This window comes from Streptomyces sp. NPDC019937 (assembly GCF_040631655.1).
Lineage (GTDB): Bacteria > Actinomycetota > Actinomycetes > Streptomycetales > Streptomycetaceae > Streptomyces.
Map to the genome: position 1 here is coordinate 176,113 of NZ_JBEYAL010000003.1, position 25,544 is coordinate 201,656.

Below are 25,544 nucleotides of genomic sequence, written 5' to 3' on the forward strand. Positions count from 1 at the left end.
TGCCGCCATCGGGTGCGGAGGCGTTCGTGGAGCGGTTCACGGACCGGGGCGTTCCACCACCGTTCGCGAAGCTGTTCGAGGGCCCGGCCGGGCAGCCACCGCCCGCGGGCCCCGCCGTACCGCCGGCGTTCTCGGAGCCGGGCGCGGCGCCACTGGTCCCGCACGAGGGTCCGCCCGCGCGCGAGCAACTCCCTGAACTGCCGTGATCTGGCTTCAGGCACGACGGACCAGCCCCTTTCGCCACCACACACCTGCGTGGGGGACACTTAATCACCAGACGTATGTGTTGATCATGGAGGAGCCACCCGTGGAGTTCGACGTCACCATCGAGATCCCGAAGGGTTCGCGGAACAAGTACGAGGTGGACCACGAGACGGGGCGCATCCGTCTCGACCGTCGACTCTTCACTTCGACCAGCTACCCGGCGGATTACGGCTTTGTCGAGAACACCCTCGGCGAGGATGGCGACCCGCTGGACGCCCTGGTCATTCTCGACGAGCCGACGTTCCCCGGCTGCCTGATCAAGTGCCGTGCCATCGGCATGTTCAGGATGACCGACGAGGCGGGCGGCGACGACAAGCTGCTGTGCGTGCCCGCGTCGGACCCGCGGGTCGAGCATCTGCGTGACATTCACCACGTGTCCGAGTTCGACCGCCTGGAGATCCAGCACTTCTTCGAGGTCTACAAGGACCTGGAGCCCGGCAAGTCGGTCGAGGGGGCCAACTGGGTGGGACGCGCCGAGGCCGAGGCCGAGGTCGAGGCGTCCATCAAGCGCCTGGAGGCGTCCGGCGGCCACTGAGCCCCGATACGCGAACGGGCCGGTCCTTCAGGACCGGCCCGTTTGCGTTTCCGCAGGTCAGAGCGGGACAGCCGCAGATCAGAAGCCGCGGGTGCGCTTGGCCGCGCGACGGCCCGAGGGGTCGTCCGCGCCGCCCGGGACCTTGAGGAACAACCGGGCCGCCTCGCCACCCAGGTTCACCCCGATGGCGATCGCCAGGGCCAGTGCCGCCGCCTGGGTGAGATGGGGGATGCCGCGGTCCAGATTTCCCTGCGCGAGGGCGAGCAGTCCGAAGTACGTGGCGCTACCGGGCAGCAGCGGTCCGATCGCCGCCGTGACGTACGGCAGGGCGGACGCGTAGCGGTAGCGGGAGAGCAGCTGGCCGAAGAGGCCGACCAGCCCGGCGGCCACGGTCGTGGCGGCCACGGGCGGCACCTGGGCGGTGTCCGCGAGGGAGCCGTAGACCACCCAGGCGACCCCGCCGTTGAGCGTGGCGAACAGCACGGTGTGACGTTCCTGCTGGAGCAGGATGCAGAACGTCAGCGCCAGCAGCATCGCCGCCAGGGTCTGGGTGACCGGCCGCACGTCGTGGCCCAGCGCCGCCTCCGGGTTCAGCTTGGCGTTCAGCTGGAGCCCCCCGTACAGCACGGTGAGCACGCCGCAGACGATGCCGACGATCAGGTAGCCGACCTCCAGCAGCCGGGCCGCGGCGGTGATGTAATACCCGGTCAGCCCGTCCTGGACGCTCGCCACCAGGGCCCGTCCGGGGATCAGCGCGAACAGCCCACCGGTGATCACCGCGGACGACTGGAGTCCCGCGCCCAGGAGGCTGAGCGCGATCCCCATCACCGCGGGCGGCATCGCCGCGACCACGAACTGGTAGAACTCCGGCAGCCCGCGCCCGGACGCCAGCCACGCCAGCCGGTCGCCGAGTATCGCGCCGATCGCCGCCGCGAAGAACACCGGCCACGCGCCGCCGACCAGCATGCTCGCCGCGCCGGCCAGCCCGCCGGCGGCCACGGTGAGCGCCCAGCCGGGGTACGGGTGGCGGTTACGGCGGATCTCGGCGAGCCGCCGGTACGCCTCCTCCAGGGTGAAGTCGTCCTGCGAGGTGATGTCGTCGACGAGCCGGAAGACGGCGGCCAGCCGGGTGTAGTCGGTGCCCCGGCGGCGCACCGTACGGCTGGCGGTGACCGGGTCCTCGACCAGCGAGGGCTGGTAGCTGACGGACAGCAGGGTGAAGGTCACCGTGGGCTCGCAGCGGTCGAGCCCGTACGCGTGCGCCACGCCGAGCATCGCCGCCTCGACGTCCTCGGCCCCCTCGCCGCCCGCGAGGAGCAGCTCGGCGATACGGAGGGTGAGATCGAGCACACGGGGCACGGCGGGGCCCGTGTCGTCCGGCGGGTCGGCGCGCTCGGGCGTCGGGCGCTCGCTGATCGGCATGCGCAGCATCGTGCGCATCCGGTCCTGCCAGGGCGCGTCCTTGGTCAGCCGGACCATGGGTATGCCGTTCGGCGGCGTGAAGGCGAAGCCGCCGGTGGTCTGGTTGGACGTGGTGACCCCGGGGGGCGCCACGAAGGCCGAGCCCTCGGGCTCGGGCGCGGTCGGCTCGGTGGCCAGCCCCTCGGGGATGGCGAACTCCGAGGTCGGGTGCTCGCCATCGGGCGAGGGCGGCCTCGGCACGCCCTGCGGCGGCGTGAAGGCACTGCGCGCCTCATCGGACTGCGGCTTGCGGTTCTCCGCCGTGTCCGCGTCCTGCGTGCCGGCGCCACGCTGCACGTACTGTCGCTCCGTCCCCACTCCGCCTCGCTCCTCGACCGCCTCCCCGTGCACTGTAGCCAGCAGCCACGATGCAACATCGGCGGCCACCGAAGCCCATTGTGCGGGGCGGTGGCCGCCGGGTGGGAGTGGGGGCAGCGTGCGCGACGGGTGTGTAGTGGAGTGACCCCTGTGAAGTGAGCGTGAAGATTCGCGGTGGGGGCGGCCGGCGCTCGGCATGCCGCCCGGTAGTGCTCGGCGTGCCGCCGGTCAGCGCTTGACGTGCCGCCCGGTCAGCGCTTGGCGTGCCGGCCGCGCGGGCCCTGCTGGTCGGCCACCGGCCCGGCCGGCGCCTGGGCGGCCTCCTTCTTGGCCTTGCTCCGGGCCCGCAGGAACTCGATCGCGATCGGGATGACGGACAGCAGGACGATGCCGACCAGGATCAGCTCGATGTGCTTGTGGACGAAGTCGACCTTGCCGAGCGCCGCGCCCAGCAGGGTGACGCCCGTGCCCCACAGCACACCGCCGACGATGTTGAAGATGATGAAGGAGCGGTAGTTCATCCGGCTCACGCCCGCGATGATCGGCGTGAACGTCCGCACGATGGGCACGAAACGGGCCAGGATCAGCGACTTCGGTCCGTGCTTCTCGAAGAACTCATGCGCCTTCTCCACGTTCTCCTGCTTGAAGAGCTTGGAGTCCGGGCGCTTGAAGAGTGCCGGGCCGACCTTCCGGCCGAAGAGATATCCGACCTGGTCACCGACGATCGCCGCGACGGCGACGGCCACGCACACCAGCCACAGCTCCTGCTTGATCACCTCGGTGGTGACCAGCAGACCGGTGGTGAACAGCAGCGAGTCGCCCGGCAGGAAGAAGCCGATGAGCAGGCCGGACTCCGCGAAGACGATGGCCAGCACGCCGAGCAGCCCGAAGGTTTCGATCAGGTAGTCCGGGTCCAGCCACTGAGGGCCGAGCGCGAGGGTGGTCACGGGTCACAGGCTCCTGGGTCGAGGGGTGCAGGCTCGTGCTCGTGCGAGGCCCGGCCGCAGGGTCGGGGTACGGACTGCTGCGGGGTTCATCGCTTCGCAGTGTGCCGCCCAAAGCTATCAACGCCGTGTGCGTCCCCGTGGTTCCCGCTGTCCGTCCGTCCCCTCCCCCGTACGGCACCCGCTACCCGTGGCGCTCCGCGTTGGCCACGATCGCACCCCGCAGGTAGGCGGCGAGCCCCGGCTTGGCCTTGTCGATGTTCTCGGTGAAGCGGTGATCCGTCACATACATCTCGGCGATACAGGCGTGCAGCCGGTGGGGGCAGTCGTAGTGGTTCCGGCACATCCACTGCCGGTGTTCCTCGGCGAGGTCCATCGCCGCCCCGGACTCCGCCGCCGCGCCCGTCTCCATCAGCGCGATGAAGCGGTCGTTGATCGCGTCGCCCTCGGCCTTGATCCGCTGCCAGTCCTCCTTGGTGTACGTGGCCGCCCGGCGCTGGGACTCCCGGTACGCCTCGGTGTTCCCCCAGCGCTCCTCGACCTCGTCCGCGTACTGGTCCGGGTCGCCGCCGAAGACCTCGAACTTCTCCTCGGGGGTCAGGTTGATGCCCATCTTCCGTGCCTCCATGGCGCGTTCGACGGCGGCGGCCATCTTCTCCAGCTGCTCGATCTGGCCGGTCAGCAACGTGTGCTGGCGCCGCAGGTGGGCCTGCGGGTCCGCGTCCGGGTCGTCGAGGAGGACCGCCACCTCATCGAGCGGAAAGCCGAGTTCCCGGTAGAACAGGATGCTCTGCAGCCGGTCGAGGTCGGCGTCGTCGTACCGCCGGTGCCCGGCCGCGCTGCGGGCGCCCGGACGCAGCAGCCCGATCTCGTCGTAGTGGTGCAGCGTGCGCACCGTGACGTTCGCGAAGCCCGCGACCTGTCCCACCGAGTAGCTCATGACCTGGTCCGCTCTCCCTGGTGTTCCGTACGGGCTCCACGGTGGCGCCTCACGTCGCGTGAGGTGCAAGTCCGGATGCCGAAATCCTGCGGGGCCGATCCGCGCTCCCTGGCATCCTGCCGTCTGTGCTGGGGATAACCGATCTTTCGACGTATCTGGCGGGCCTTGCCCTGATCATCCTGCTGCCGGGCCCGAACTCGCTCTATGTGGTGTCCGTCGCCGCGCGCCGCGGCCCCCGGACCGCCTACCGGGCGGCGGCCGGGGTGCTGTGCGGGGACGCGGTGCTGATGGCGCTGTCCGCGGGCGGGGTGGCGTCGCTGCTCCAGGCGAGCCCGGCGCTCTTCGCGGTGGTGAAGTTCGCCGGCGCGGGCTATCTGACCTGGCTCGCGGTGGGCATGCTGCGCGGGGCTCGGAAGCTGTGGCGCCAGGGGCCGGGCGCCGCGCGGGCCGCGACCCCCGGGGCCGCCTCCTCCGGGACGGCCGCGCCCCCCGGGACGGCCGCGCCCTCCGGCGAGGAAGGGAACGGCGCGGGCGCGGCGGTCGAGCGGCCGTACCGCCGGGCGCTGGTGGTGAGCCTGCTGAACCCGAAGGCGATCCTGTTCTTCATCTCCTTCTTCGTGCAGTTCGTGGATCCGGAGTACGCCCACCCGGCGCTGTCCTTCGTGGCGCTGGGCGCCTGGGCGGAGCTGTTCAGCATCACCTATCTGTCCTTGCTGATCTTCGGTGGCACCTATCTCGCCGCCCTCTTCCGGCGGCGCAAGCGGCTCACGGCCGGGCTGTCGGCGGGCGCGGGGGCGGCGTTCCTGGGCTTCGCGGCGAAGCTGTCGCTGAGCAGCGCGGGCTGACGGCGCGGGGTCCGGACGGCGCGGGATCCAGCGATTCGCCGCATATGTCCGTAATTTGATGGGCATGGCACTTCACGGCGGCAGGCGCGGCACGGCAAAGCGGCCCGACATCTCGGTCAACCCCCTCTACGGCGTGGCCGACCCGGTCAGCGGCATGTCGACCAACCCCCCGCGCCGCCGCCTCCCGGACGGGCCCATGGCGCCCTCGGCCGCGTACCAGCTGGTGCACGACGAGCTGATGCTCGACGGCAACGCCCGTCAGAATCTCGCCACCTTCGTCACCACCTGGATGGAGCCGCAGGCGGCGCGGCTGATGTCCGACTGCCGGGACAAGAACATGATCGACAAGGATGAGTACCCGCGCACCGCGGAGCTGGAGCGCCGCTGCGTGACCATCCTGGCCGACCTGTGGCACGCCCCCGACCCGGAGACCGTGATGGGCTGCTCCACGACCGGGTCGAGCGAGGCGTGCATGCTCGCCGGGCTGGCCTTCAAGCGGCGCTGGGCCAAGCGGAACCCCGTCCGCTATCCGGCCACCGCCCGGCCCAATCTGGTCATGGGGATCAACACCCAGGTGTGCTGGGAGAAGTTCTGCGCGTACTGGGAGGTGGAGCCGCGGCACGTGCCCATGGAGGGCGACCGGTTCCACATCGACCCGCGGGCCGCCGCCGAGCTGTGCGACGAGAACACCATCGGGGTCGTCGCCGTGCTCGGCTCGACCTTCGACGGATCGTACGAACCGGTCGCCGAGGTGTGCGCGGCGCTGGACGACCTCCAGGAGCGCACCGGACTCGACGTACCGGTCCATGTGGACGGCGCCTCGGGCGCGATGGTGGCGCCGTTCCTCGACCCGGAGCTGCTGTGGGACTTCCGGCTGCCCCGCGTCTCCTCCATCAACACCTCGGGGCACAAGTACGGCCTGGTCTACCCGGGCCTGGGCTGGGCGCTGTGGCGCACGCCGGAGTGCCTGCCCGAGGAACTGGTCTTCCGGGTCAACTACCTGGGCGGCGAGATGCCGACCTTCGCGCTCAACTTCTCCCGCCCCGGCGCCCAGGTGGCCGCCCAGTACTACACCTTCCTGCGGCTCGGCCGGGACGGCTTCCGCGCCGTCCAGCAGACCTCCCGCGACGTGGCCTGCTCGCTCTCGGCACGGATCGCGGAGCTGGGCGACTTCCACCTGCTCACGCGCGGCGACGAGCTGCCGGTGTTCGCCTTCACGACGGCGGAGGAGATCACCGCCTTCGACGTGTACGACGTGTCGCGGCGGCTGCGCGAACACGGCTGGCTGGTGCCCGCGTACTCGTTCCCCGCCAACCGCGAGGACCTGTCGGTGCTGCGGGTGGTGTGCCGCAACGGCTTCTCGGCGGACCTGTCCGACCTCTTCCTGGACGATCTGCGCACGCTCCTGCCCGAACTGCGCAAGCAGCCGGGGCCGATGGGGCGGCCCGAGGACGTCGCCACGGCCTTCCACCACTGAGCGCCTGGCAGGGGCTCAGCCCGCCTGCGCGGTAGCGCGCAGCAGCTCGACCCTGCGCCGTACGGCCTCCAGGGCGCCCGGCCTGCGGCCCGGCACCCGGCCCCGCAGGTCGATCAGCATCGGCGCGAGGGCATGCGCCCGGGCCGGTTCCTGGACGAACTGCCACTGGTGGTGGGCCCGGTCCACGGCCCCCTCCACCTCGGGGTGTCCGGCCGGCTCGCCGTTGCCCAGCCGGGCGTCGGCCACCGCCAGCCACAGCTCACACGCGCGGGCCGGATCCCCGGCGAGCCGGGCGAGGTCGGCGCGCACCTCCAGCCAGTGGATCGCCTCGGAGGAGCGCGGGCCCGCCGACCGAAGGGCCTCCTGCTCCCAGGCGGCGGCCATCGAGGCGGCCTCGCTGTGCCGTCCGGCGTGCGCGGCCTCGAAGATCGCGGCGTGCGGATCGGGGACGGACGCGGAGGCCCGTACGGGCTCGGCCCGCCGGGCCGGTATCGGCTCGGGCGCCGGGGCGCTCCCGGGGGCGGGCGGGGCGGCCGGGGGCGGCGGCCCGGGCGGGGGCGGCGCGGCGGATGGCGTCGCCCGGCCCGATACGGCCGGTGCCTGGGGCTGCTGGGGGCTCTGGGGCTGCTGGGTCCCGTGCGCGCCCTGCGGCTCGTACGCCGCCGGAACCCCGTACGTCCCCGACGCGTCGTACGCCGCGTAGCCCTCCACCGGCGCGCCCAGCAGCAGCCCGGGCCCTGCGCCCAGCCCCGCCTCGGCGGCGGCCTGCTGGTGCAGCAGGGCGAACGGCGGGCTGTCCGCGGCGCCGCCGCGCAGCAGCCCGGCCAGCGCGCGGCTGTAGGCCGGTGCCGCGAGCCGGCGCTTGGGCGGGGCCGGGGCGATCGTCCCGTAGAGCGTCAGCCCGGAGGCGAGCGTGTCGACCGGCAGCCGCCCGTCGGACAGCCGGGGCCAGGCCGTCTCGTCGGCCACCAGGTCGGCGAGCACGGTGGTGCCGCCCGGCGGCCGCTGGGCCAGCTCGGCGGCCAGCCAGTGCCACGGCAGCGCGGTGTAGCGGGCGGTCCTCGGCGTCGTACGGGCCAGCGCGAGGTGCGGCAGCCGCTGTTTGTGGTCGAGGGTGAGCTGGCCCGCGAGATAGATGAGCACCGGCCCCGGATGGGCGGCCGCCGTCCGCAGATGCGTCAGCACGGTCTGCGGGTCGGCGGGATCCACGAGTTGGACGACGCTGGCGCCGCCGGGCGTCCCCAGCAGCGCGGCCGGGGGCACGGCCGCGAGCTGTGGCAGCGCGGCGGCCGCGTCCATCAGCCGCTGCTTGCCCACCGGTCCGGCGGCGAGGAGCAGGGCATAGCCCGGTCCACGTGTCCGTGCCGCCCCCGTGCCCGCCGTGTCGTTCCCCATACGTGCACCGTATCCGCATCCGGCGACGGCGGGTGGTGGTGTGACATAGGCGGCATCGGGGGCGGCGGTCCGGCGGCTCAGCGGCCGAGCCCCCGGTAACGGCCCACGGCGAGCGGGAAGAAGACCACGAGAAGCGCCAACGGCCAGCAGACGGCGAGGAGTCCGGCGTGCTCCGCGGCCCAGGAGCCGCCGACGCCCCCGGGGCTCCCGAACAGGTCACGGACGGCGGTGGCCGTCGCCGACATCGGGTTCCACACCGCGATCGCGCCCAGCCAGCCGGGCATCGACTCGGGCGAGGCGAAGACGTTGGACAGGAAGCCGATCGGCCAGACCAGGATCTGCACGGCCTGGACGAGTTCGGGGCGCCCGGCGAGCAGGCCCAGCCAGACGCCGATCCACAGCATCGCGAAGCGCAGCCAGAGCAGCAGCCCGACCGCGGCCAGTGCCTCGCCCGCGCCGCCGTGCCAGCGCCAGCCCATGGCGAGCCCGACCCCGATGAGCAGCAGCAGGCTCAAGCCCGACTGGAGCATGTCCAGCACGCTGCGCCCGATCAGCACCGCGGAGGAGGCCATCGGCAGGGAGCGGAAGCGGTCGATGACGCCCTTGTTGAGGTCCTGGGTGATCGCGAGCATGGTGGCTTCGAGGCCGAAGGCCATGGTGAGGGCCAGCATGCCCGGCACCAGGTAGTGCTTGTAGTCGCCGCCGCCGGGGACGGTCATCCCGCCGCCGAGGAAGTACGCGAACATCAGCAGCATCAGCACCGGGAAGACCAGGCCCACGACCACCTGCACGGGCTGCCGGGCCCAGTGGGCGAGGCCGCGGCGGGTCATGGTCCAGGAGTCGACGAGGGTCATGGCGGTCATACGGGCGTCTCCTCTTCGGCCTTCGTCAGGTGCAGGAACACCTCGTCGAGGGTGGGGCGGCGCAGGGCGATGTCCTCGGCCTCGATCCCGGCCGCGTCCAGCGCCCGTACGGTCTCGGTGAGCGCGGCGACCCGGTCGGTGACCCGGGCGCCGATCCGCCGCCGGTCGGGGTCGGTCTCGACCGACGCGGCGCGGGCGGCCGTGCCGATCAGCGAGGCGGCGGCGGTCAGCTGACCGGCGTCGCGCAGCACGACGTCGATGCGGTCGCCGCCGATGCGGGCCTTGAGCTGGTCGGTCGTGTCGTCCGCGACCACCCGGCCGTGGTCGACCACGCAGACGCGGTCGGCGAGCTGGTCGGCCTCCTCCAGGTACTGGGTGGTGAGCAGGACCGTCGTACCGTCGCCGACCAGGGAGCGCACCGACTGCCACACCTCGGTGCGGCCGCGCGGGTCGAGCCCGGTGGTGGGCTCGTCCAGGAAGAGCACCCGCGGCCGCACGATGAGGCTCGCGGCCAGATCCAGCCGCCGCCGCATGCCGCCGCTGTACCGGCCGACCGCCTTGTCGCCGGTGCCGTCGAGGCCGAACCGCTCCAGCAGCTCGTCCGCGCGGGCCGCCGCCCGCCGCCCGCCGGTCTCGCTCGGATGAGCACACCATTAGTCAAACTTGACTACGAGCTTCCGGAAGGTACTCCCCGGCGGGGGCCTAGTCAAACTTGATTACTCGTGGGACTCCTCCGCGTACGGGTTCGGCGCCCCGTCCGGCAGGACGTCCACCGAGCGCTCTCCCTCGCCCGCCATGACGTACGCCCCGCCCTCGAGCCGCTCGATCAGCCCACGGGTCCACTCGGCGCCGCTGTCGGCCGAGTGGACCCAGAACTTCATGATCTCGCCGATGTGGCCCCACTGGTCGGGGGCGCCCTGCGGCGGCGACCAGTGCCGGGTGACCTCGGCCCGCCACGCCTCCAGCGACGCCACCCGCTCCTTCAGGAGCGCGATGGCCTCGCCGCGCGGCAGGTCGACGATGAACCCGACCCCGGCCGTCAGCTCGTCGATCTTCTGGTCGTGCCGCAGCAGCGCGTCCCGCAGCAGCCTGAAGTACTCCTCCTCGCCCGCCGCGGTCAGCTCGTACTCGGTGCGCGGCGGGCCGCCGACCGTGCTCGGGGCCACGTCGTGGGCGCGCATCAGTCCCTGCTTCGCCATCTGCTTGAGCGCGTGATAGATCGATCCGGGCTTGGCGTTGGACCACTCGTGCGCGCCCCAGAACTCCAGGTCGTTACGGACCTGATAGCCGTGCGCCCGCCCGTGCTGACGCACCGCTCCCAGCACCAGCAGCCGGATCGCTGACATGTGCCCGTCTCCCCATCTTGCCCCCGCCTGACCTGCGCTGGGGTCCAGAGTAGGGGTGTCAGCCCTCCATGAGCGACCAATCGGGCTCGGGCATCGCGCCGGTCTCGAAGACCAGATCGAACGCGCCCTTCCCGTCGATCGTCTCGCGGATGACGTCCGCGTGCCCCGCGTGCCGGGCGACCTCCTCGATCAGATGGAGGACCAGCCAGCGCCAGGTGCGGGTGCCGCCCTCGTCCCAGGGGTAGCGGGGCGACTCGAACGTCGCGTCGAGTGAGGGCAGCGCCCGCACGACCGCCTCGGTCTCGCGCGCCGCCGCCTCGTACCGCTCCAGCAGCACCGGCACCGTCTCGTCCTCCGTGGGGACGAAGCTCTTCTCGAACTCCGCCACCGCCTCGGGCGACAGCCGGGTCTCCCCCTGGCCCTGCCCCCTGCGCACCCAGCCCAGTTCGGCGGAGGTCACGTGCTTGATCAGCCCGGCCAGGGACAGCGCGCTGGCGCTGGGCGCGCTACGGGCCTGCTCCTCGGTCAGACCGTGCACGGCACGCCGGATGCCGCCGCGCTGTGCGTCCAGAAAGGCCAGCAGCGCGGAGCGCTCGTCCTTGCCGGCTTCGGAGCTCACGATGATGGGCATGGCTGCCGCCTTTCACCAGGGCGGCCGGGTCGGCCGCCGTTCGATGGACCCCACGCTAGGAAGGCTTGCGGTCAGCTTCTGTCCGCAAGCCCGTAAGAAGCCCTGTAAGCCTCGTAAGCCCGTAGGCGGACCCCGATCAGAACGGGAACTGGCTGCGGCCGTGCTGGATCGAGATCCACTTGGTGGTGGTGAAGTCCTCGATCATCGCTTCGCCGTTGAGCCGCCCGAGCCCCGAGTGCTTCTCGCCGCCGAACGGCACGATCGGCTCGTCGTGCACGGTGCTGTCGTTCACATGGATCATGCCGGTGTGGACGCGCTTGGCGAGGCGGACCCCGCGCTCGATGTCGCCGGTGTGCACGGCGCCGCTGAGGCCGTAGTCGGTGTCGTTGGTGATCCGGATGGCCTCCTCGTCACCGTCGAACGGGATCAGCAGCACGACCGGGCCGAAGACCTCCTGGGTGAGGATCGCCGCGCCCTCGGGGATGTCGCCGAGCACGCTCGGCTCCATCAGGGTGCCCTGGACCCGCCCCCGGACCAGCGCGGTCGCGCCGTCGGCGATCGTCTGGTCGACGAGCGCGGTGATGGCCTCGGCCTGGCCCTCGTTGATCAGCGGGCCGATGTGGGTGGCCGGGTCGCCCGGGTCGCCCACCTTCAGCGACTTCACCTTCGCCACGAACTTCTCGGTGAACGCGCGCTCCACCGCCCGGTCCACCAGCACCCGGTTGGCCGCCATGCAGACCTGCCCCTGGTGGACGAAGCGGCTGAACACCGCGGCGTCCACCGCGTAGTCGAGGTCGGCGTCGTCCAGCACGATGAGGGCGCTGTTGCCGCCCAGCTCCAGGATGGAGCGCTTGAAGTGCGAGGCGGCGACGGTGGCGACATGGCGGCCGACCCGGTCGGAGCCGGTGAACGAGATGACCTTCGGGACCGGGTGCTCGATCAGGGCGTCACCGATCTCCGCGATGTCGGTGACGACCACATTGAGCAGCCCGGCCGGCAGCCCGGCCTCCTCGAAGATCTTCGCGACCAGACCACCGCCGCATATCGGGGTGTTCTGGTGCGGCTTGAGGACGACGGAGTTGCCGAGGGCCAGCGCCGGGGCGACCGACTTCAGCGACAGCAGGAAGGGGAAGTTGAACGGGCTGATCACGCCGACGACGCCGACCGGCACCCGGTAGAGGCGGTTCTCCTTGCCGTCGTCCGGCGACGGCAGGATGCGGCCCTCGGGGCGCAGCGCCAGCTGGACCGCCTCACGCAGGAACTCCTTGGCGAGGTGCAGTTCGAAACCCGCCTTGACGTGGGTGCCGCCGCACTCCGCGATGATCGCCTGGGTCAGCTCCTTCTCGCGCTCCTCGATGACGCGCAGCGCCCGCTCGAAGACCGCCCGCCGGGCGTACGGGTTGCGGGCCGCCCACTCCGGCTGGGCCCGCTCGGCGGCGCGGTAGGCGAGGTCGACCTCGTCGACGGTGGCCACGGTGATGGAGGCCAGCTTCTCCCCGTCGTACGGATTGAAGTCGACGATGTCCCAGGAACCGCTGCCGGTGCGCCACTCACCGCCGATGTACTGAAAGGCCAACTCGGAGAAGTAGGACATGCCATCCCTATCTGGAGGACGCGGGACCGCATCCGGACACCCGCGAACGCGTGGGGGGTATTCCTGACGACACGTCATCCTACTGATCGGTCAGACCTCGCGCAGGAGCCCCCTGAGCAGGTCACGGCTCTTCTCCGGAGACAGGCCGTCCACCCGCAGCCGCCCCAACACCCGCTCGTAGTGCGCCACTTCATCGGGTTTGTCGAGGTAGAGGGCGCTGGTGAGCTGTTCCAGATAGACGACGTCCGGGAGATCGGACTCCGGGAACCGGAGCAGGGTGAAGGCACCGCTCTCCCCCGCGTGCCCGCCGAGGGCGAACGGCATCACCTGGAGCCTCACGTTCGGCGCTTCCGAGACGGAGATGAGGTGCTGGATCTGGGCGCGCATCACCTCCGGTCCGCCGTAGGGGCGGCGCAGCGCGGCCTCGTCGAGCACCACGTGGAACGCCGGTGCCCGCTCGGAGACCAGCAGCTTCTGCCGCTCCAGCCGCAGCGCGACCCGCCGCTCCACCTCCGCGTCGCACGCCTGCGGCTGGCCCCGGGTGACCACGGCGTGGGCATAGCCCTCGGTCTGCAGCAGGCCGTGAATGAACTGGACCTCGTAGACGGCGATGTGCGAGGCCGCGCCCTCCAGGCCGACGTACGTCTGGAACCAGCCCGGCAGGACGTCGCCGTAACTGTGCCACCAGCCGGTGAGGTTGGCCTCGCGGGCGAGTCCGAGCAGCGCAGCGCGCTCCGTCTCCTCGGTGACCCCGTACAGGGTGAGCAGGTCCTCGATGTCGCGCGCCTTGAAGCTCACCCGGCCCAGTTCCATCCGGCTGATCTTGGATTCGGAGGCGCGGATCGAGTAGCCGGCCGCCTCGCGGGTGATGCCCCTGGCCTCGCGCAGCCGCCTGAGTTGGGAGCCCAGGAGAATGCGGCGCACCACCGATCCGCTCGACTCGCTTGCGGTCATCTGTCCGTGACCCTCCCTGTACGGAATGCGCACTTCCGGCGATGGGCCCCCGCAACCCGGCAGGCCGAAGTCTGCCACTTTCCGGGCTCCGGGCTGTGCTCAAGTAGTGACCCGAGCGGGAGACCTACGCACATGTGCGTAGGGAGAAAGTGCGGCAAATCCGGATGCGATGCCCCAATCATACTGCGTGCACGTGCATTTGCCCTTGCATCTGCTGTCGGCATTCGAAACCATGGGTATCGCGCACGTGCAAGCTCGTACGAGATCTGGCCAGGATTCGTCAGGGCCACGGATGCAGGAGTGCTCGCATGGGGAGCGAAGGTTCGGCCCTGCTGGAACCGCTGTGGAGAGGGCTTCCCGCGATCGATCCTTCCGCCGTCTCCGGCGCCGTCTCCTGTTCGCTCCCCGCGCGCTACGACGCGGTCAAGGGGGCACGGCAGTTCACCGGGGCCACGCTGCGGCAGTGGGACCTCCCCGAGCTGCTCGACGAGGTGGCCCTCGTCGTCTCCGAACTGGTCACCAACGCGCTGCGGCACGCGATCGCCGGAGTGATGCCGGGCGGCCCGCCCGGCGACGGACACGAACCGCCCCTGGTGCGGCTCCACCTGATGTACTCCGCCTCACGACTGGTGTGCGCCGTACGCGACCCCAGCGAGGCGGGGCCGGTCACCGGGGAGGCCGGGGACTGCGCGGAGTCGGGGCGGGGGCTGTATCTGGTGGAGTCCTTCACCGACGGCTGGGGCTGGCATCCGCTGGCCGGAACGCTGCCCGGCAAGATCGTCTGGGCCCTCTTCCGCCTGCCCCGCGCCTAGTAGTGCTTCGTCAGTCAAGGTTTGCCCGGTAGCGAGGCGCCCTGGTGCGGTCAGATGCAAGGCGCCGGATCGGCCTCGTAGTGGGACCCGGTCGATTCGGCAACGCGGCAGATGGCCGTGCCAGGGCGGCGAGCGGGGTGAACCTTGGCTGACGCGGCACTGGTCTTCCAGCGCGTCGCTCAATGGGGCGTGGTCTCCGGCGGCGCCGTCGTGATGCCCAGCGTGTGCAGCTGGAACAGGCGCCCCACATCGTGGGAGGTGACGATCCCCGCCAGATGCCCGTCGTCCACCACCAGCACCGGCATCCCCCCGGCCCCCGGCCGGGCCCGCTCCAGCACCTCGCTCAGCAGTTCGTCCGAGACCGCGACCGTACACCGCTCCAGCGGCGTCGCCACCTCGCGCACCCGCCGGTCCTCCCGCATCCCGGCCGGCACCGCGGCCAGCGCGCGCAGCTCCACGACACCACTGGGCCGGCCCTCGAAGTCCAGCAGGGGCAGCACCGAATGGCGTGAGTGCGCCGCCACCTCGTCGATGAACCGCCCCACCGGAAGCCAGTCGGCGCCCGTCGCGACCGGGGACGACATCGCGTCGCCCACCCGCACCCCGCGCAGCGCCGTGTTGATCCCGGCCCGCCGCCGCTCCGCGTTGGCGATCACCAGCATGAACAGCCCGACGAGCGCGATCCACAGCCCGCCGCCTTGCCCGCGCACGAACGAGAACCAGCCGACCGCGACGAGCAGGATCCCGAAGATCTGGCCGCTGCGCCCGGCCGCCCGCTCGGCCCGTTCCCGGTCGCCCGTACGCCACCACAGCAGCGCCTGCACCACCCGGCCGCCGTCCAGCGGCGCGGCGGGCAGCAGGTTGAACACTCCCAGCAGCAGATTGGCCCAGCCCAGCCAGATCAGCAGCGCCGCGGGCAACCCCCATCCGGCCAGCGCGTTGGCCCCCACCCCGGCGCCCACGGCGACACCGCCGATGACCAGGCTGGTGAGCGGGCCGCTGACGGCGACGAGCAGGGCGATCCCGGCGGTGCGCGGCCGCCCCATCTGGGTCACGCCGCCGAGGGCCCACAGCGTGACGTCCTCGACGGAGACGCCCTTGCCGCGCGCGGTGACCGCGTGCGCGGCCTCATGCAGCAGCAGGCTCCCCATCAGCAGCAGCGCGCCGATCACGCTGGCGACGGCGTACACGAGTCCGGTCCGGCCGGGCGTCCAGGCGGGCAGCGTCTGGCGGCCCAGCCCGTAGGCCAGCACGACGATCAGCACCGGGGCGCTCCAGTGCATCCGCAGGGGCACCCCGAGGACATGACCTATGCGGACCGAGCCGTTCATCGCTCATCGCCCGTCTCACCTCAGCAGGACCCCCACCGATCACTACCAGTGTCGCTCACACCTGGCCGACCGGGTCGTGCACCAGGTGATCGAATTCCCCGTCCTTGACGCCGCGCAGCATCGCCTCGACCTCGGCCGGGGTGTAGACGAGCGCCGGTCCGTCCGGGAAGCGGGAGTTCCGTACGGCCACGTGTCCGCCGGGCAGCTTGGCGAATTCGACGCAGGACCCCTGGGAATTGCTGTGCCTGCTCTTCTGCCAGACGACCCCCTGGAGGTCCGCGGCCGCCATGCCGTTGTACGGGTGGTCGCGCACAGGGTTCTCCACTGTTCGTGCATTAGTGCAACGGTCAACTGCCTCGGATCATAGCCGCGTTTCTTTACTTGTGCATGGGAAAATGCATGAGCAGATGCACGTGCATCTCTCTGTGATCACTGGGGCACGGCGTCTTCTGCCCCGCGCGGCGCGCGTCAGTCGTCATGGCCGGTCGTCATGGCCGGTCGTCATGAAGGACGACGAGGAAGCCCCGCGGGTTGGCCCGCGGGGCTTCCTCGTCGTCAGGTGGTGCCGGGCGGCGGCCGCCCGGTCGCGGGGGCAACCCCTGGCGCGGCGCTCGCCGTTGCTCCCGGGGCGGTTGCCGGACCGTTGCCGGGCCGTTGTCAGACCCCCCTGACAGACTCACGGTCATGAGGTGGGCAGCGGCGGAGACGGGCGACGGGGGTGTTCGTCTCTGCCCGCTGGACGCCTCCGGAAAGGCCGCCGGGCCGGTTGCCGAGGTCCCGGCGGCGCGGGGCGGGATCGCCGAAGCCGTGCGGTCCCGCCCGGAGGCCGACCGGTGGGTGTGGCGGTCCACCGCCGAGGTCTATCCACGGCTGCTGGCGGCCGGGGTCCGGGTCGAGCGGTGTTACGACATCGAGGCGGCGGAGGCCCTGCTGCTCGGCCACGAGGGGCGCTCGGGCGCCCCGCGCTCCCTCGCCGCGGCCTGGGCCCGGCTGCGCGGGCTGCCCGTCCCCGAGGACCCGCCGGTGCGGGCCGCCCAGACCCAGCCGTCGCTGTTCGAGCCCGGCCCGCCGCCGCTGCCGCCCGGCACCGACCCGCTCGACGCGCTGCTGGCGGTGTACCAGGCCCAGCTGGCCCGCACCGAGGCGGCCGAGCACCCGGGCCGGATGCGGCTGCTGACCACCGCCGAATCGGCCGGGACCCTGGTCGCCGCCGAAATGCGCCGCGCCGGGGTGCCCTGGCGGGCCGACCGCCACCGGGAGCTGCTGGACGAGCTGCTCGGCGAGCGCTATCCCGGCGGTCTCGAGCCCCAGCGGCTGGCCGAGCTGGCCGACGAGGTGTCCCGCGCCTTCGGCGACGGGGTGCGGGTGCGGCCCGATCTGCCCGCCGACGTCATCCGGGCGTTCGGGCGCGCGGGCATCACGCTCACCTCCACCCGGGCGTGGGAGCTGCGGGAGATCGACCACCCCGCGGTGGAACCGCTGTTGCGGTACAAGAAGCTCTACCGGCTGCACACCGCCCACGGCTGGTCCTGGCTCCAGTCCTGGGTGCGCGACGGCCGCTTCCGCCCCTCCTACCTGCCCGGCGGCACCGTCTCCGGCCGCTGGACCACCCACGGCGGCGGGGCCCTCCAGATCCCCAAGGTGGTGCGGCGCGCGGTCGTCGCCGACCCGGGCTGGCGGCTGGTCGTCGCCGACGCCGACCAGATGGAGCCCCGGGTGCTCGCCGCGATCTCCCGCGACCGGGGCCTGATGGAGGTCGCCGGCACCGGCCGGGACCTGTACGCGGAGCTGTCCGACCGCGCCTTCGCGGGCCGCCGCGACCAGGCGAAGCTCGCGCTGCTCGGCGCGATCTACGGGCAGACCTCGGGCGACGGGCTCAAGCACCTCGCCGCGCTCAGGCGCCGCTTCCCGGCGGCCGTGGCGTACGTGGACGACGCGGCCCGCGCGGGCGAGGAGGGCCGCCTGGTGCGCACCTGGCTGGGCCGTACCTGCCCACCGGTCGGCGGCGCCACCGCCGACCCGGCCGATGAGGCGGGCCTGCCGCGCGACTTGGGCGAGGAGCCGGGCTACGGCAGCACACCGGGCGCCCGCGCCCGCGGCCGCTTCACCCGGAACTTCGTCGTCCAGGGCAGCGCCGCCGACTGGGCGGTGCTGATGCTCGCGGCGCTGCGCCGCGCCCTGGCGGCCGCCGGGCTCCGCGCCGAGCTGGTCTTCTTCCAGCACGACGAGGTGATCGTGCACTGCCCGGAGCCGGAGGTGGCGGCGGTGCGGCAGGCGATCGCGGAGGCGGGCGAAGCGGCCGGCACCATCGCCTTCGGCCCCACCCCGGTCCGCTTCCCCCTCACCGTGGCGGCGGTGGAGTGCTACGCGGACGCCAAGGACCAGCCGAAAGACGAGGGACCGCATCGCCCGACCGGCGCACCTCCGGAGGCAGCGGCCGCGCCCCGGCGCACACGATGGCCCCATGAGCATCAGCCTTGAGCGGCTGCGTCGCTGCTCCATCGCCGTGGACCTCGGAGCGTCCAGGACCCGCGTCTACCTCAAGCGCACCGGCCTGATCGTCGACGAGCCCACCGTGGCCGCCGTCAACACCCGCACCGGCGCGGTGATCGCGGTCGGGGCGTTCGCCGAGCGCATGACGGGCCGTACGCCCGCCCACATCAGGGTGGTGCGTCCCGTCGCCGGTGGCACCGTCGTCGACATCGCCATGGCGCAGCGCATGCTGCGGCTGCTCCTCGGCAACAAGCTGCGCCGCGCCTGGCGCCGCAAGCCGCTGCCGAGCGCCGCCGTCTGCGTCCCGCACGACGCCGATCCGCTCGCCCAGCGCGCCGCCGTGGAGACGCTGTCCGGGCTCGGCGCCCGGCGGGTCGAGCTGGTGGACACGCTGATCGCCACCGGCGTGGGCTGCGGGCTGCCCGTGGAGCGGCCCGAGGCGACGATGATCGTGGTGTGCGGCGCGGCCACCACTCAGGTCGCGGTGCTGTCGCTGGGCGCGATCGTGGCCGCCGAGCGGGTGCCGGTGGGCGGCGAGACCGTCGACCACGCCGTCGTCCAGCACCTGCGCAACGCGCACGCCCTGATGCTGCCGAGCCAGGCCGTCCGCCCGCTGCACCTGGTCCTCGGCGACACGGCGCTGGCCTCCCTCGGCACCGAGGTGCACGGCCGCGACGTGGCCACCGGGCTCGCCCGGTCCGTAACGATCGACGTCGAGGGCGTACGCAACGCCATCCGCACCCCGCTGACCGCCGTCATCGACGCGATCAGCGCCGTACTGCGCCGCTGCCCGCCCGATCTGGTGGCCGACCTCGCCGACCGCGGCATCGTCCTGGCGGGTGGCAGCGCGGTGCTGCCCGGGCTGGACACCCTGCTGCGGGAGGCGACCGGCGTCCCGGTGAACATCGCGGACAACCCGGACGTGTGCGCGGTGGAAGGGCTCGGCGCGATGCTGGAGGGCAAGGTCCAGCCCCATGTCCTCAGCTCGGCCGTCACCTGAGGACACCGCTCACCACCTCTCCCTCCGGGCAACTCCAGGAACTGATCGGAACTTTCTTCCCGACGCGTTGAGTGGCCGCCCCCTCCCGTCCGTACGAAGGGAGGAAGAGGCCGACATGGCCACCCCACCCCCCCGGGGCACAGACCGGGAGTCGTCAGTTGATGTTGTCCAACTCAGGTCCTGTCCTGGAGGTTCTGGTGCACGACGACGCCGCCGTGGCCGATGAGCGTCCGTCCAGATCGCAGCGCGGTACACCGGACGAGCAACTCATGCGTGCGCTCTACCAGGAGCACGCCGGACCGTTGCTCGCGTTCGTACTGCGCCTGGTCGCGGGCGATCGCCATCGCGCGGAGGACGTCGTGCAGGAGACCCTGGTCCGCGCCTGGCGGAATGCGGACCAGCTGTCCCGGGCCACCGGCTCCATCCGGCCCTGGCTGGTCACGGTCGCGCGGCGCATCGTCATCGACGGGCACCGCAGCAGGCAGGCCAGGCCTCAGGAGGTCGACCCCTCTCCACTGGAGCTGATGCCTGCGGAGGACGAGATCGACCGGGCACTACGGCTGATGACACTTTCCGACGCGATGCACGACCTCAGCGACGCCCATCGCGAGGTGCTCGTCGAGACCTACTTCAAGGGCCGTACGGTCAACGAAGCGGCGGAAACGCTCGGCATACCCAGCGGGACGGTTCGGTCCCGGGTCTTCTACGCGCTGCGCTCCATGAAGCTCGCGCTTGAGGAGAGAGGAGTGACGGCATGACAGCGCAGGCGCACCACGCGGGACACGACGCCGTTGGCGCGTATGTGCTCGGCGTGCTCGACGAGGCGGACGCCACCTATTTCGAGGAGCATCTGGCCGGTTGTGACCAGTGCGGACGGCAGCTCGACGAGCTGACCGGACTGGAACCCCTGCTGGCGGACCTCGCGGCGGACATCCCCGGCATCCACGGGGCACCCGGCCGGACCGCGATCACGGGCCACACCCCGCACGCGTTCACCGCCACCCCGACCGCCATCGACACCCTGACCGCCAAGCCCGGCCCCGCCCTGCTGAACCGCATGGTCGGCGAGGTCGCCGCGGCCCGCAGCAAGCGCAAGCGGCGCGGTCTGTACCTGGTCGCCGCGGCGGCCGCCCTGATCGTCGGCGGACCGCTGGGCACGATGGCCGCCACCTCCGGCTCCGGCTCGGAGACGCCCGTCGCGGCGAGCCCGACCGACAGCGCGCTCTTCGCCAAGATGCCGATGAAGATGGAGGGCACCGACCCGACCACCAAGGTGTCGGCGGCGGTCGCGCTGCAGGACAAGATGTGGGGCGTCGACGCCGTACTGCGGCTGAAGAACGTCAAGGGCCCGCTCAACTGCAGCCTCGTCGCGATCTCCAAGGACGGTCATGAGCAGACCATGATGACCTGGGCCGTGCCCAAGTGGGGCTACGGGATCGAGAACAGCACCGAGGAGATCGCGAAGAAGCCGCTGTGGGCGCACGGCGGAGCGGGCATGAAGAGCGACGACATCGATCGCTTCGAGGTCCGTACGAGCGACGGCAAGCGGCTGGTCTCCGTCAAGGCGTAGCCGGCCCTGCCCGAGCAGCTCCGCCCGCCGCCGTGTCACCCGGATCGCCGACCACCCCGCGCGACGCCGTGAGCGAGATGTTACACAGAGTGTGATATGTCGCTTTCGCGTCCCCGGGGGGTCCGGATCCGAGGAGGCACACGTGGCTGACCCGGACGCCCATCAGCAACGCATGTTCACCCAGTACGTGCTGCCCGAGATCGAGGTGCTGCTGCGCGTGGCGATGTCTCTGACCGCTCAGCGCGCCGACGCCGAAGATCTCGTGCAGGACACGTTACTACGGGCGTACCGGGCAGTCGGCCGTTTTGACGGGAGACATCCACGGGCCTGGCTGCTGACGATCATGCGGCACGCGGAGGTGAGCCGGCGCCGCCAGCGTCGGCCCCGCCTGCTGGACGACCCGGACACCGAGCTGGAACGGCTCTCCCCGGCCCGCGACGCCACCCCGGAGGAACTGGTGGTGGACACCGCGTTCGACGAGGCCGTGGACGCCGCGTTCACCGCACTGCCGCTCCGTGACCAGCAGGTCGTACGGCTGGTCCATGTGGACGGGCTGTCGTACGCGGAGGCGGCGCGGGTGCTGGACGTCCCCAAGGGCACGGTGATGAGCAGGCTGCACCGGGCCCGAAGGCGGATCCGGAACCAGCTGCTGGCCGCGGGGCGCACCGGACGGGAACCCGAGCGAGGTGAGGCATGAGCCGATGGACGTGGTGGCGCGACACCGAGCGGCGCCGGACGAGAGAGTGCCCGGTGGGCGCGCCGATGCTCCAGTCGTACCTCGACGGCGAACTGGACGCGCCGGACGCGAGCCGGGTGCGGGCCCATGTGGCGGAGTGCCACGCGTGCGCCCGTGAGCTGTCCCTCTACCGGCGCATCACCAGCGCGCTGGCCTCCCGGGGGGTGACCGACGAAGCGGCGCTGGCGCGGCTGAAGGAGTTCGCGGCCTCGATCGCGGAGCGGGAGAGCACCCGGGATCCGGGGCCGGACCCGGGTCCGGGGTCGGGCCCGAGCGCGGTGCGCAAGTCCGGAGGCTGACGCGGGGCCGCCGCGCGGCCGAGCACAGCAGTACGGCCGCGGTGAGCAGGGTCCCGGTGACGAGGGCGACATCGGCCAGGTTGAACACCGGGCCGCGCCCCGCCACCGTGATCCAGTCGACCACGGCGCCGCGCAGCGGGCCCGGCGCCCGCACCACCCGGTCGGCGCCGTTGCCGACCGAGCCCCCGGCGATCAGCGCCATGCCGCAGGCCAGGCCCCGGCCGTGGGCCCGCAGCCCCGCGCACACGGCGGCCAGGGTGGCGACCGCGCCGGTGAGAGTGATCATGGTGATCAGCGCCGGGCGGCCGTTCCCCAGCCCGAAGGCCACGCCCGCGTTGTGCACCAGCACCGCGCGGAACGGCCCCAGCCGGGCCTGCGGCCCCCAGGTACCGCTCCAGGCCGCCACCGCGAGCGCCTTGCTCACCTGGTCGGCCGCGATCACCATGAGCGCGGCCAGCGGAAAGAGCAGTCGGCCGGTGTACTGGTGGGGGTTCATGGGCGGCCTCCCTGGATGCCGGGGCCGGTCCGTGGCACGGTCCGGGCCCGGGAGGGAAACCCGGCGGGAGCGCGTCCCGCTTCCCTCCATCCGTGACTTTCCAGACGTTCGGCACGTTCCAGGCCTTACGCGCAGTGGCACGACACGACGGAGGGCCCGCAGGCGGCTGCCTGCGGGCCCTCGCTGTCACGTCACCGTGCTCGGCCGGTGGCCGGAAGGGGTCACTCCGACGTCTTCCCCTTCGGCTGCAGCAGAGGCATCTGGTACTTGGACAGCATCTTCATCTTGTTCTTGTCGATCGTCTTCCAGTCCTTGTTCAGCACACCGCCGGTGTCACCCGAGTCCGGGTTCCAGGTCCAGTAGGTGTAGCTGATGCCGTTCTTCTTGAGGTAGTCCATCAGGGCGTTCTGCCAGATGGCCTCGGTGCTGTTGCCCGCGGTCTTGCGGCCACCGAACTCACCCAGCAGCACCGGAGCGATGTTCTGCTGCTTGATGTACGCCCAGTGCTTCTTCCAGATGGCGGGCATGTTCTTCGGGAAGTCCTTCGCCTGGAACCAGTTCTGGTTGAAGACGCCCGGACCGTAGTCGTGGGCCGAGTAGACGACCTTGTTGCCCTCGTCCAGCTTCACCGGGTACTTCTTCACACCCTGGAGGTCGCCACCCCACCAGAACTGCTCGTTCTTGTGCCGGTCGGTGCCCTCGACGAAGATCAGCCAGTTCTTGTTGACCTTGTGGATCGCGTTACCGGCCTTGGTGGCCGCCAGGCGCCAGTCGGTCTTCGGGTTGCCGTCGCCCCACGTGGCCTGGCCACGCGGCTCATTGTGCAGGTCGGCGCCGATCACCCGGTCGTTGTTCTTGTAGCGCTCGGCCAGCTTGACCCAGTCGCTCAGCCACTTCTTCTCGGAGAGGTTCTGGGAGTACCACAGCTCACTCTGGCCGTACTGGTCCGGGCGGTGCTGGTCCAGGATCACCATCATGCCCCGGTCGGTGGCACCCTTGACGATCTTGTCCATGATCTGCTGGCCGGTGAGGCCCTTCAGGTCGGGGTTCTGCTTGAAGTCGATCCCGTTGGGCTTGCTCTTGGCGTCGAACATCTCGTTCGAGTAGGGGAAGCGGATGGTGTTGAACCCCTGCTTCGCCATCTGGTCCAGCATGGACTCCCAGCTGCGGGTCCACAGGCCGTGCGGCGCGAAGGTGCCGGTCTCGGAACCGAACCAGTTCACACCGGTCAGGACGACCTTGTGGCCCTGCGAGTCCACGATGTCACCCTTCTTGGTGGACAGCGGGAACTTCACCTGCGAACCGGCGGGCTTGCCCGCGGCGACCGAGGACGAGGAGCCCGAGTCGTCGGAGTTCATGGTGAACGCCGTGACGGTGCCACCCACGGCAGCGACAGCGACGACGGCCGCGGCGATACCCATACGCAGACGGCGGGAGCGCGGAGCGCGCTTCGTCTCGGTGGTCTCGGGGTTGGTCGGGACGTTGTTCTGGTCCATGGGGGAATTCATTCGGTGATACTCCTGAGGAATTCGCGTATTTCGGTCTTGAGGATGCTGGGGGTGTTCGTCGGAGATTCCAGGCATTCCATTTGGGGGTCGGATACGGCGGTCAGCCGGACAATCCGCGCCTGCGGGAGGAGGTCGCCGATGAGGCGGTCAAGGCCCTGGACCTTCCAGCCGGGCCCGTCCACATCGATCAGCACCACATCCGGTTGCGCTGCTCGGGCCAGGGAAATTGCCTCCCGGGCCGATCCGGCAATTCCGGACAACTCCAGTCCCGGCTCCTCGATCACGAGATCAGCGAGAGCACTCAACACTTGGGTGTGGTGCTCCACGACGAGAACTCTTTGCATCGATGGAGCTCCTTCGGGCTTTTTTGTCCTGTCGCTCACCGACATTAGAAAAGCCCGGGGCTCGAAACACCGTACGCACGACCGAAATCTGGATACCTCAATTGCAGGAATTCAGGGCACGCCAAACGGCCGAATTCCGACTACCTCAGTTGAGGTAGCGGAATTCGGCCGTTTTATATGGGGTATGTCCGTTTTGCGGGGGTGGTGGAGGGTGCGCGAGGGCACACGAGGGAGCCTGCGAGGGCACACGAAGGGGCCCCGCGGAGGTCCGCGGGGCCCCTGAAGATGCCTACCGGGCGAGGATCAGCCGGTCAGCCGGTACGCGTAGCCGGGGACGAAGACGCCCGCACCGGCCGCGCAGCCGTCCGCCTGCCCCGGCTGCTTGATCCACAGGAAGGCGTCGACCCCGGGGATCCCGGTGGCCGCGGTGGGGGTCCGGCCCAGCCTGCGGCCCGGCGGATCGCAGAACTGGTGCTTGGGGGTGGGTCCCGCCCCGTTGCGGCTGGTGTCGACCACGACCCCCAGCCGGGGGCGGCGCAGCTCGCGCAGCACGGTCAGGCCGTAGCGCACCTCGTCGCCGGTGGCGTTGAAGTTGGAGACGTTGACCGCGATGCCGTCCCCGTACCGGTCGATACCGGCGTGCCGCAGCCGCCCGGCCATGGTGCGCGCGGGCTGCCAGCCGGAGTTCCCGGCGTCGTAGTAGACCCGGGCGCGCGGGGCCCGCGCCTTGAGCGTCCGGGCCGCGTACGCCAGGGCGGCGAACCGCTCCGCACGCTGCCGCTTGCGCAGACAGCTCAGATGGGCGAGGGCGTCCGGTTCGAGGACGACCAGGGCGGGCCGGTCGCCGACGCCCCGGGTGAAGGCGTCGATCCAGCGCCGGTAGGCGACGCCCGCGTCGCCGCTGCCGCCGGAGCTGTACTGCGCGCAGTCCCGCTGCGGGATGGCGTACGCGACCAGGACCGGCAGCCGCCGCTGGGCCGCGGCCGTGCCGACCAGGCCCCGGACCTGCTCCTCGACCAGCGACTCGTTGGTCTCGGTGAACCAGGCGGCCTGCGGCTGGTCGGCGATGCGCCTGCGGATGGCCGCCGCCCGCCGGTCGCGCGGATGGGCGCGCACCCAGGACGCGGCGGGGTTGTGCGGGTCGGTGTAGAAGCGGGTCGTCGCGGGATAGAACGGCTTGGCCACGGAGAGTGAGGGCTTGTGGGCAGGGGTGTCCGCGGGCCGCAGCAGCGTACGCACCGTGGTGACGGCCATCACGACCTCGGCCACCAGCACCATGACCAGCACCTGGGCCATGCCGCGGCTCAGCCATGAGGCACGGCGCGACCGCGCCGGCGGGCGGGCCCGGTCGGCGCGGTCGCGGGGTTCGGTGAACATCGCCACCTCCG

At 71.5% G+C, this 25,544-nt stretch carries 24 protein-coding genes and 2 pseudogenes; 10 read left to right on the top strand and 16 right to left on the bottom strand.

The features are described from left to right. Positions 1-307 precede the first annotated feature (307 nt). The gene (locus ABZ562_RS04055; RefSeq protein WP_009716864.1) at positions 308-799 is read left to right on the top strand and encodes an inorganic diphosphatase; all 492 of its coding nucleotides are present in this window, start codon (positions 308-310) and stop codon (positions 797-799) included. 78 nt (positions 800-877) lie between these two features. On the opposite strand, the gene ABZ562_RS04060 is transcribed toward ABZ562_RS04055, so the two are convergent. From ABZ562_RS04060 to ABZ562_RS04070, 3 genes are all read right to left on the bottom strand, one after another. Next, entirely contained in the window at positions 878-2,578 is a 1,701-nt protein-coding gene (locus ABZ562_RS04060) for a threonine/serine exporter family protein (protein ID WP_361473687.1), read from the bottom strand. A 251-nt stretch (positions 2,579-2,829) separates the two neighbouring features. After that, positions 2,830-3,525 (bottom strand): VTT domain-containing protein, encoded by a 696-nt coding sequence (locus tag ABZ562_RS04065; protein WP_361473690.1) that lies wholly within the window; start codon positions 3,523-3,525, stop codon positions 2,830-2,832. A 181-nt stretch (positions 3,526-3,706) separates the two neighbouring features. Next, positions 3,707-4,462 carry a MerR family transcriptional regulator gene (locus ABZ562_RS04070; protein WP_361473693.1) on the bottom strand — a complete coding sequence of 252 codons (756 nt, stop codon included), beginning with the start codon at positions 4,460-4,462 and terminating at the stop codon, positions 3,707-3,709. Between the two features lie 125 nt (positions 4,463-4,587). Here ABZ562_RS04070 and leuE point away from each other — a divergent pair, with 125 nt between their 5' ends. Next, the gene (gene leuE / locus ABZ562_RS04075; RefSeq protein WP_361473696.1) at positions 4,588-5,307 is read left to right on the top strand and encodes a leucine efflux protein LeuE; all 720 of its coding nucleotides are present in this window, start codon (positions 4,588-4,590) and stop codon (positions 5,305-5,307) included. Positions 5,308-5,371: 64 nt separating this feature from the next. Further along, positions 5,372-6,784, top strand: a complete 1,413-nt coding sequence (locus tag ABZ562_RS04080; protein ID WP_361473699.1) for a glutamate decarboxylase — start codon at positions 5,372-5,374, stop codon at positions 6,782-6,784. Between the two features lie 15 nt (positions 6,785-6,799). Here ABZ562_RS04080 and ABZ562_RS04085 read toward each other — a convergent pair whose 3' ends face one another. The 7 genes and pseudogenes from ABZ562_RS04085 to ABZ562_RS04115 all read right to left on the bottom strand — a co-directional run bounded on the left by ABZ562_RS04085 (position 6,800) and on the right by ABZ562_RS04115 (position 13,567). Then, positions 6,800-8,179, bottom strand: a complete 1,380-nt coding sequence (locus tag ABZ562_RS04085) for a hypothetical protein (protein WP_361473702.1) — start codon at positions 8,177-8,179, stop codon at positions 6,800-6,802. A 77-nt stretch (positions 8,180-8,256) separates the two neighbouring features. Continuing rightward, a complete protein-coding gene (locus ABZ562_RS04090; RefSeq protein ID WP_361473705.1) occupies positions 8,257-9,042 on the bottom strand; it encodes an ABC transporter permease in 786 nt (261 codons plus the stop codon). Then, positions 9,039-9,671 (bottom strand): annotated as a pseudogene (locus ABZ562_RS04095) (ATP-binding cassette domain-containing protein); the annotation flags it as partial. The pseudogene ABZ562_RS04095 and the gene ABZ562_RS04090, both read right to left, overlap by 4 nt. An 87-nt stretch (positions 9,672-9,758) precedes the next feature. Beyond that, entirely contained in the window at positions 9,759-10,388 is a 630-nt protein-coding gene (locus ABZ562_RS04100; RefSeq protein WP_361473708.1) for a PadR family transcriptional regulator, read from the bottom strand. 58 nt (positions 10,389-10,446) lie between these two features. Then, entirely contained in the window at positions 10,447-11,019 is a 573-nt protein-coding gene (locus ABZ562_RS04105; RefSeq protein WP_361473711.1) for a DinB family protein, read from the bottom strand. Positions 11,020-11,155: 136 nt separating this feature from the next. Further along, positions 11,156-12,613 (bottom strand): aldehyde dehydrogenase family protein, encoded by a 1,458-nt coding sequence (locus ABZ562_RS04110; protein WP_361473713.1) that lies wholly within the window; start codon positions 12,611-12,613, stop codon positions 11,156-11,158. Between the two features lie 90 nt (positions 12,614-12,703). Beyond that, positions 12,704-13,567 (bottom strand): helix-turn-helix transcriptional regulator, encoded by an 864-nt coding sequence (locus ABZ562_RS04115; RefSeq protein WP_361473716.1) that lies wholly within the window; start codon positions 13,565-13,567, stop codon positions 12,704-12,706. Positions 13,568-13,875: 308 nt separating this feature from the next. Here ABZ562_RS04115 and ABZ562_RS04120 point away from each other — a divergent pair, with 308 nt between their 5' ends. Next, the gene (locus tag ABZ562_RS04120) at positions 13,876-14,379 is read left to right on the top strand and encodes an ATP-binding protein (RefSeq protein ID WP_361473719.1); all 504 of its coding nucleotides are present in this window, start codon (positions 13,876-13,878) and stop codon (positions 14,377-14,379) included. A gap of 179 nt (positions 14,380-14,558) precedes the next feature. On the opposite strand, the gene ABZ562_RS04125 is transcribed toward ABZ562_RS04120, so the two are convergent. Further along, on the bottom strand, positions 14,559-15,710 hold the full coding sequence (locus ABZ562_RS04125) for a site-2 protease family protein (RefSeq protein WP_361473722.1): 1,152 nt from the start codon (positions 15,708-15,710) through the stop codon (positions 14,559-14,561). A 55-nt stretch (positions 15,711-15,765) separates the two neighbouring features. Beyond that, a complete protein-coding gene (locus ABZ562_RS04130) occupies positions 15,766-15,999 on the bottom strand; it encodes a DUF397 domain-containing protein (RefSeq protein WP_361474036.1) in 234 nt (77 codons plus the stop codon). Positions 16,000-16,394: 395 nt separating this feature from the next. Between ABZ562_RS04130 and ABZ562_RS04135 the strand changes: the two genes are divergently transcribed. The 6 genes and pseudogenes from ABZ562_RS04135 to ABZ562_RS04160 all read left to right on the top strand — a co-directional run. Beyond that, positions 16,395-18,191, top strand: a complete 1,797-nt coding sequence (locus ABZ562_RS04135) for a bifunctional 3'-5' exonuclease/DNA polymerase (protein WP_361473725.1) — start codon at positions 16,395-16,397, stop codon at positions 18,189-18,191. Further along, positions 18,175-19,203, top strand: a complete 1,029-nt coding sequence (locus ABZ562_RS04140; protein WP_361473728.1) for a rod shape-determining protein — start codon at positions 18,175-18,177, stop codon at positions 19,201-19,203. Before ABZ562_RS04135 ends, ABZ562_RS04140 begins: the two co-directional genes overlap by 17 nt. Before the next feature lie 161 nt (positions 19,204-19,364). Further along, a complete protein-coding gene (locus ABZ562_RS04145) occupies positions 19,365-19,961 on the top strand; it encodes a sigma-70 family RNA polymerase sigma factor (protein ID WP_050799946.1) in 597 nt (198 codons plus the stop codon). Continuing rightward, positions 19,958-20,773, top strand: coding sequence for a zf-HC2 domain-containing protein (locus tag ABZ562_RS04150; protein ID WP_361473731.1), 816 nt, complete (start codon positions 19,958-19,960; stop codon positions 20,771-20,773). The genes ABZ562_RS04145 and ABZ562_RS04150 overlap by 4 nt, the downstream gene beginning before the upstream one ends. 142 nt (positions 20,774-20,915) lie before the next feature. Further along, a complete protein-coding gene (locus ABZ562_RS04155) occupies positions 20,916-21,470 on the top strand; it encodes an RNA polymerase sigma factor (RefSeq protein WP_361473734.1) in 555 nt (184 codons plus the stop codon). Between the two features lie 65 nt (positions 21,471-21,535). Then, a pseudogene (locus ABZ562_RS04160) lies at positions 21,536-21,610 on the top strand (zf-HC2 domain-containing protein); the annotation flags it as partial. A gap of 37 nt (positions 21,611-21,647) precedes the next feature. Here the strand turns inward: ABZ562_RS04160 and ABZ562_RS04165 are convergent. The 4 genes from ABZ562_RS04165 to ABZ562_RS04180 form a co-directional block, all read right to left on the bottom strand. Continuing rightward, positions 21,648-22,304 (bottom strand): signal peptidase II, encoded by a 657-nt coding sequence (locus ABZ562_RS04165; RefSeq protein ID WP_361473737.1) that lies wholly within the window; start codon positions 22,302-22,304, stop codon positions 21,648-21,650. 221 nt (positions 22,305-22,525) lie between these two features. Next, positions 22,526-23,812 (bottom strand): glycoside hydrolase family 5 protein, encoded by a 1,287-nt coding sequence (locus tag ABZ562_RS04170; RefSeq protein WP_361473740.1) that lies wholly within the window; start codon positions 23,810-23,812, stop codon positions 22,526-22,528. Further along, positions 23,809-24,138 carry a DNA-binding response regulator gene (locus tag ABZ562_RS04175; protein ID WP_361473742.1) on the bottom strand — a complete coding sequence of 110 codons (330 nt, stop codon included), beginning with the start codon at positions 24,136-24,138 and terminating at the stop codon, positions 23,809-23,811. Before ABZ562_RS04175 ends, ABZ562_RS04170 begins: the two co-directional genes overlap by 4 nt. Before the next feature lie 321 nt (positions 24,139-24,459). Further along, positions 24,460-25,533: a glycoside hydrolase family 6 protein gene (locus ABZ562_RS04180; RefSeq protein ID WP_361473745.1), complete on the bottom strand. Its 1,074-nt coding sequence runs from the start codon at positions 25,531-25,533 to the stop codon at positions 24,460-24,462. Positions 25,534-25,544 lie beyond the last annotated feature (11 nt).

What these genes read in the sequence shown, in the direction of transcription:
- ABZ562_RS04070 (WP_361473693.1), bottom strand. Translation starts at nt 4,462, where the DNA reads ATGAGCTACTCGGTGGGACAGGTCGCGGGCTTCGCGAACGTCACGGTG.
- ABZ562_RS04080 (WP_361473699.1), top strand. Translation starts at nt 5,372, where the DNA reads ATGGCACTTCACGGCGGCAGGCGCGGCACGGCAAAGCGGCCCGACATC.
- ABZ562_RS04085 (WP_361473702.1), bottom strand. Translation starts at nt 8,179, where the DNA reads ATGGGGAACGACACGGCGGGCACGGGGGCGGCACGGACACGTGGACCG.
- ABZ562_RS04090 (WP_361473705.1), bottom strand. Translation starts at nt 9,042, where the DNA reads ATGACCGCCATGACCCTCGTCGACTCCTGGACCATGACCCGCCGCGGC.
- ABZ562_RS04100 (WP_361473708.1), bottom strand. Translation starts at nt 10,388, where the DNA reads ATGTCAGCGATCCGGCTGCTGGTGCTGGGAGCGGTGCGTCAGCACGGG.
- ABZ562_RS04105 (WP_361473711.1), bottom strand. Translation starts at nt 11,019, where the DNA reads ATGCCCATCATCGTGAGCTCCGAAGCCGGCAAGGACGAGCGCTCCGCG.
- ABZ562_RS04110 (WP_361473713.1), bottom strand. Translation starts at nt 12,613, where the DNA reads ATGTCCTACTTCTCCGAGTTGGCCTTTCAGTACATCGGCGGTGAGTGG.
- ABZ562_RS04115 (WP_361473716.1), bottom strand. Translation starts at nt 13,567, where the DNA reads ATGACCGCAAGCGAGTCGAGCGGATCGGTGGTGCGCCGCATTCTCCTG.
- ABZ562_RS04120 (WP_361473719.1), top strand. Translation starts at nt 13,876, where the DNA reads ATGGGGAGCGAAGGTTCGGCCCTGCTGGAACCGCTGTGGAGAGGGCTT.
- ABZ562_RS04125 (WP_361473722.1), bottom strand. Translation starts at nt 15,710, where the DNA reads ATGAACGGCTCGGTCCGCATAGGTCATGTCCTCGGGGTGCCCCTGCGG.
- ABZ562_RS04130 (WP_361474036.1), bottom strand. Translation starts at nt 15,999, where the DNA reads ATGGCGGCCGCGGACCTCCAGGGGGTCGTCTGGCAGAAGAGCAGGCAC.
- ABZ562_RS04135 (WP_361473725.1), top strand. Translation starts at nt 16,395, where the DNA reads ATGAGGTGGGCAGCGGCGGAGACGGGCGACGGGGGTGTTCGTCTCTGC.
- ABZ562_RS04140 (WP_361473728.1), top strand. Translation starts at nt 18,175, where the DNA reads ATGAGCATCAGCCTTGAGCGGCTGCGTCGCTGCTCCATCGCCGTGGAC.
- ABZ562_RS04145 (WP_050799946.1), top strand. Translation starts at nt 19,365, where the DNA reads ATGTTGTCCAACTCAGGTCCTGTCCTGGAGGTTCTGGTGCACGACGAC.
- ABZ562_RS04150 (WP_361473731.1), top strand. Translation starts at nt 19,958, where the DNA reads ATGACAGCGCAGGCGCACCACGCGGGACACGACGCCGTTGGCGCGTAT.
- ABZ562_RS04165 (WP_361473737.1), bottom strand. Translation starts at nt 22,304, where the DNA reads ATGAACCCCCACCAGTACACCGGCCGACTGCTCTTTCCGCTGGCCGCG.
- ABZ562_RS04170 (WP_361473740.1), bottom strand. Translation starts at nt 23,812, where the DNA reads ATGAATTCCCCCATGGACCAGAACAACGTCCCGACCAACCCCGAGACC.
- ABZ562_RS04180 (WP_361473745.1), bottom strand. Translation starts at nt 25,533, where the DNA reads ATGTTCACCGAACCCCGCGACCGCGCCGACCGGGCCCGCCCGCCGGCG.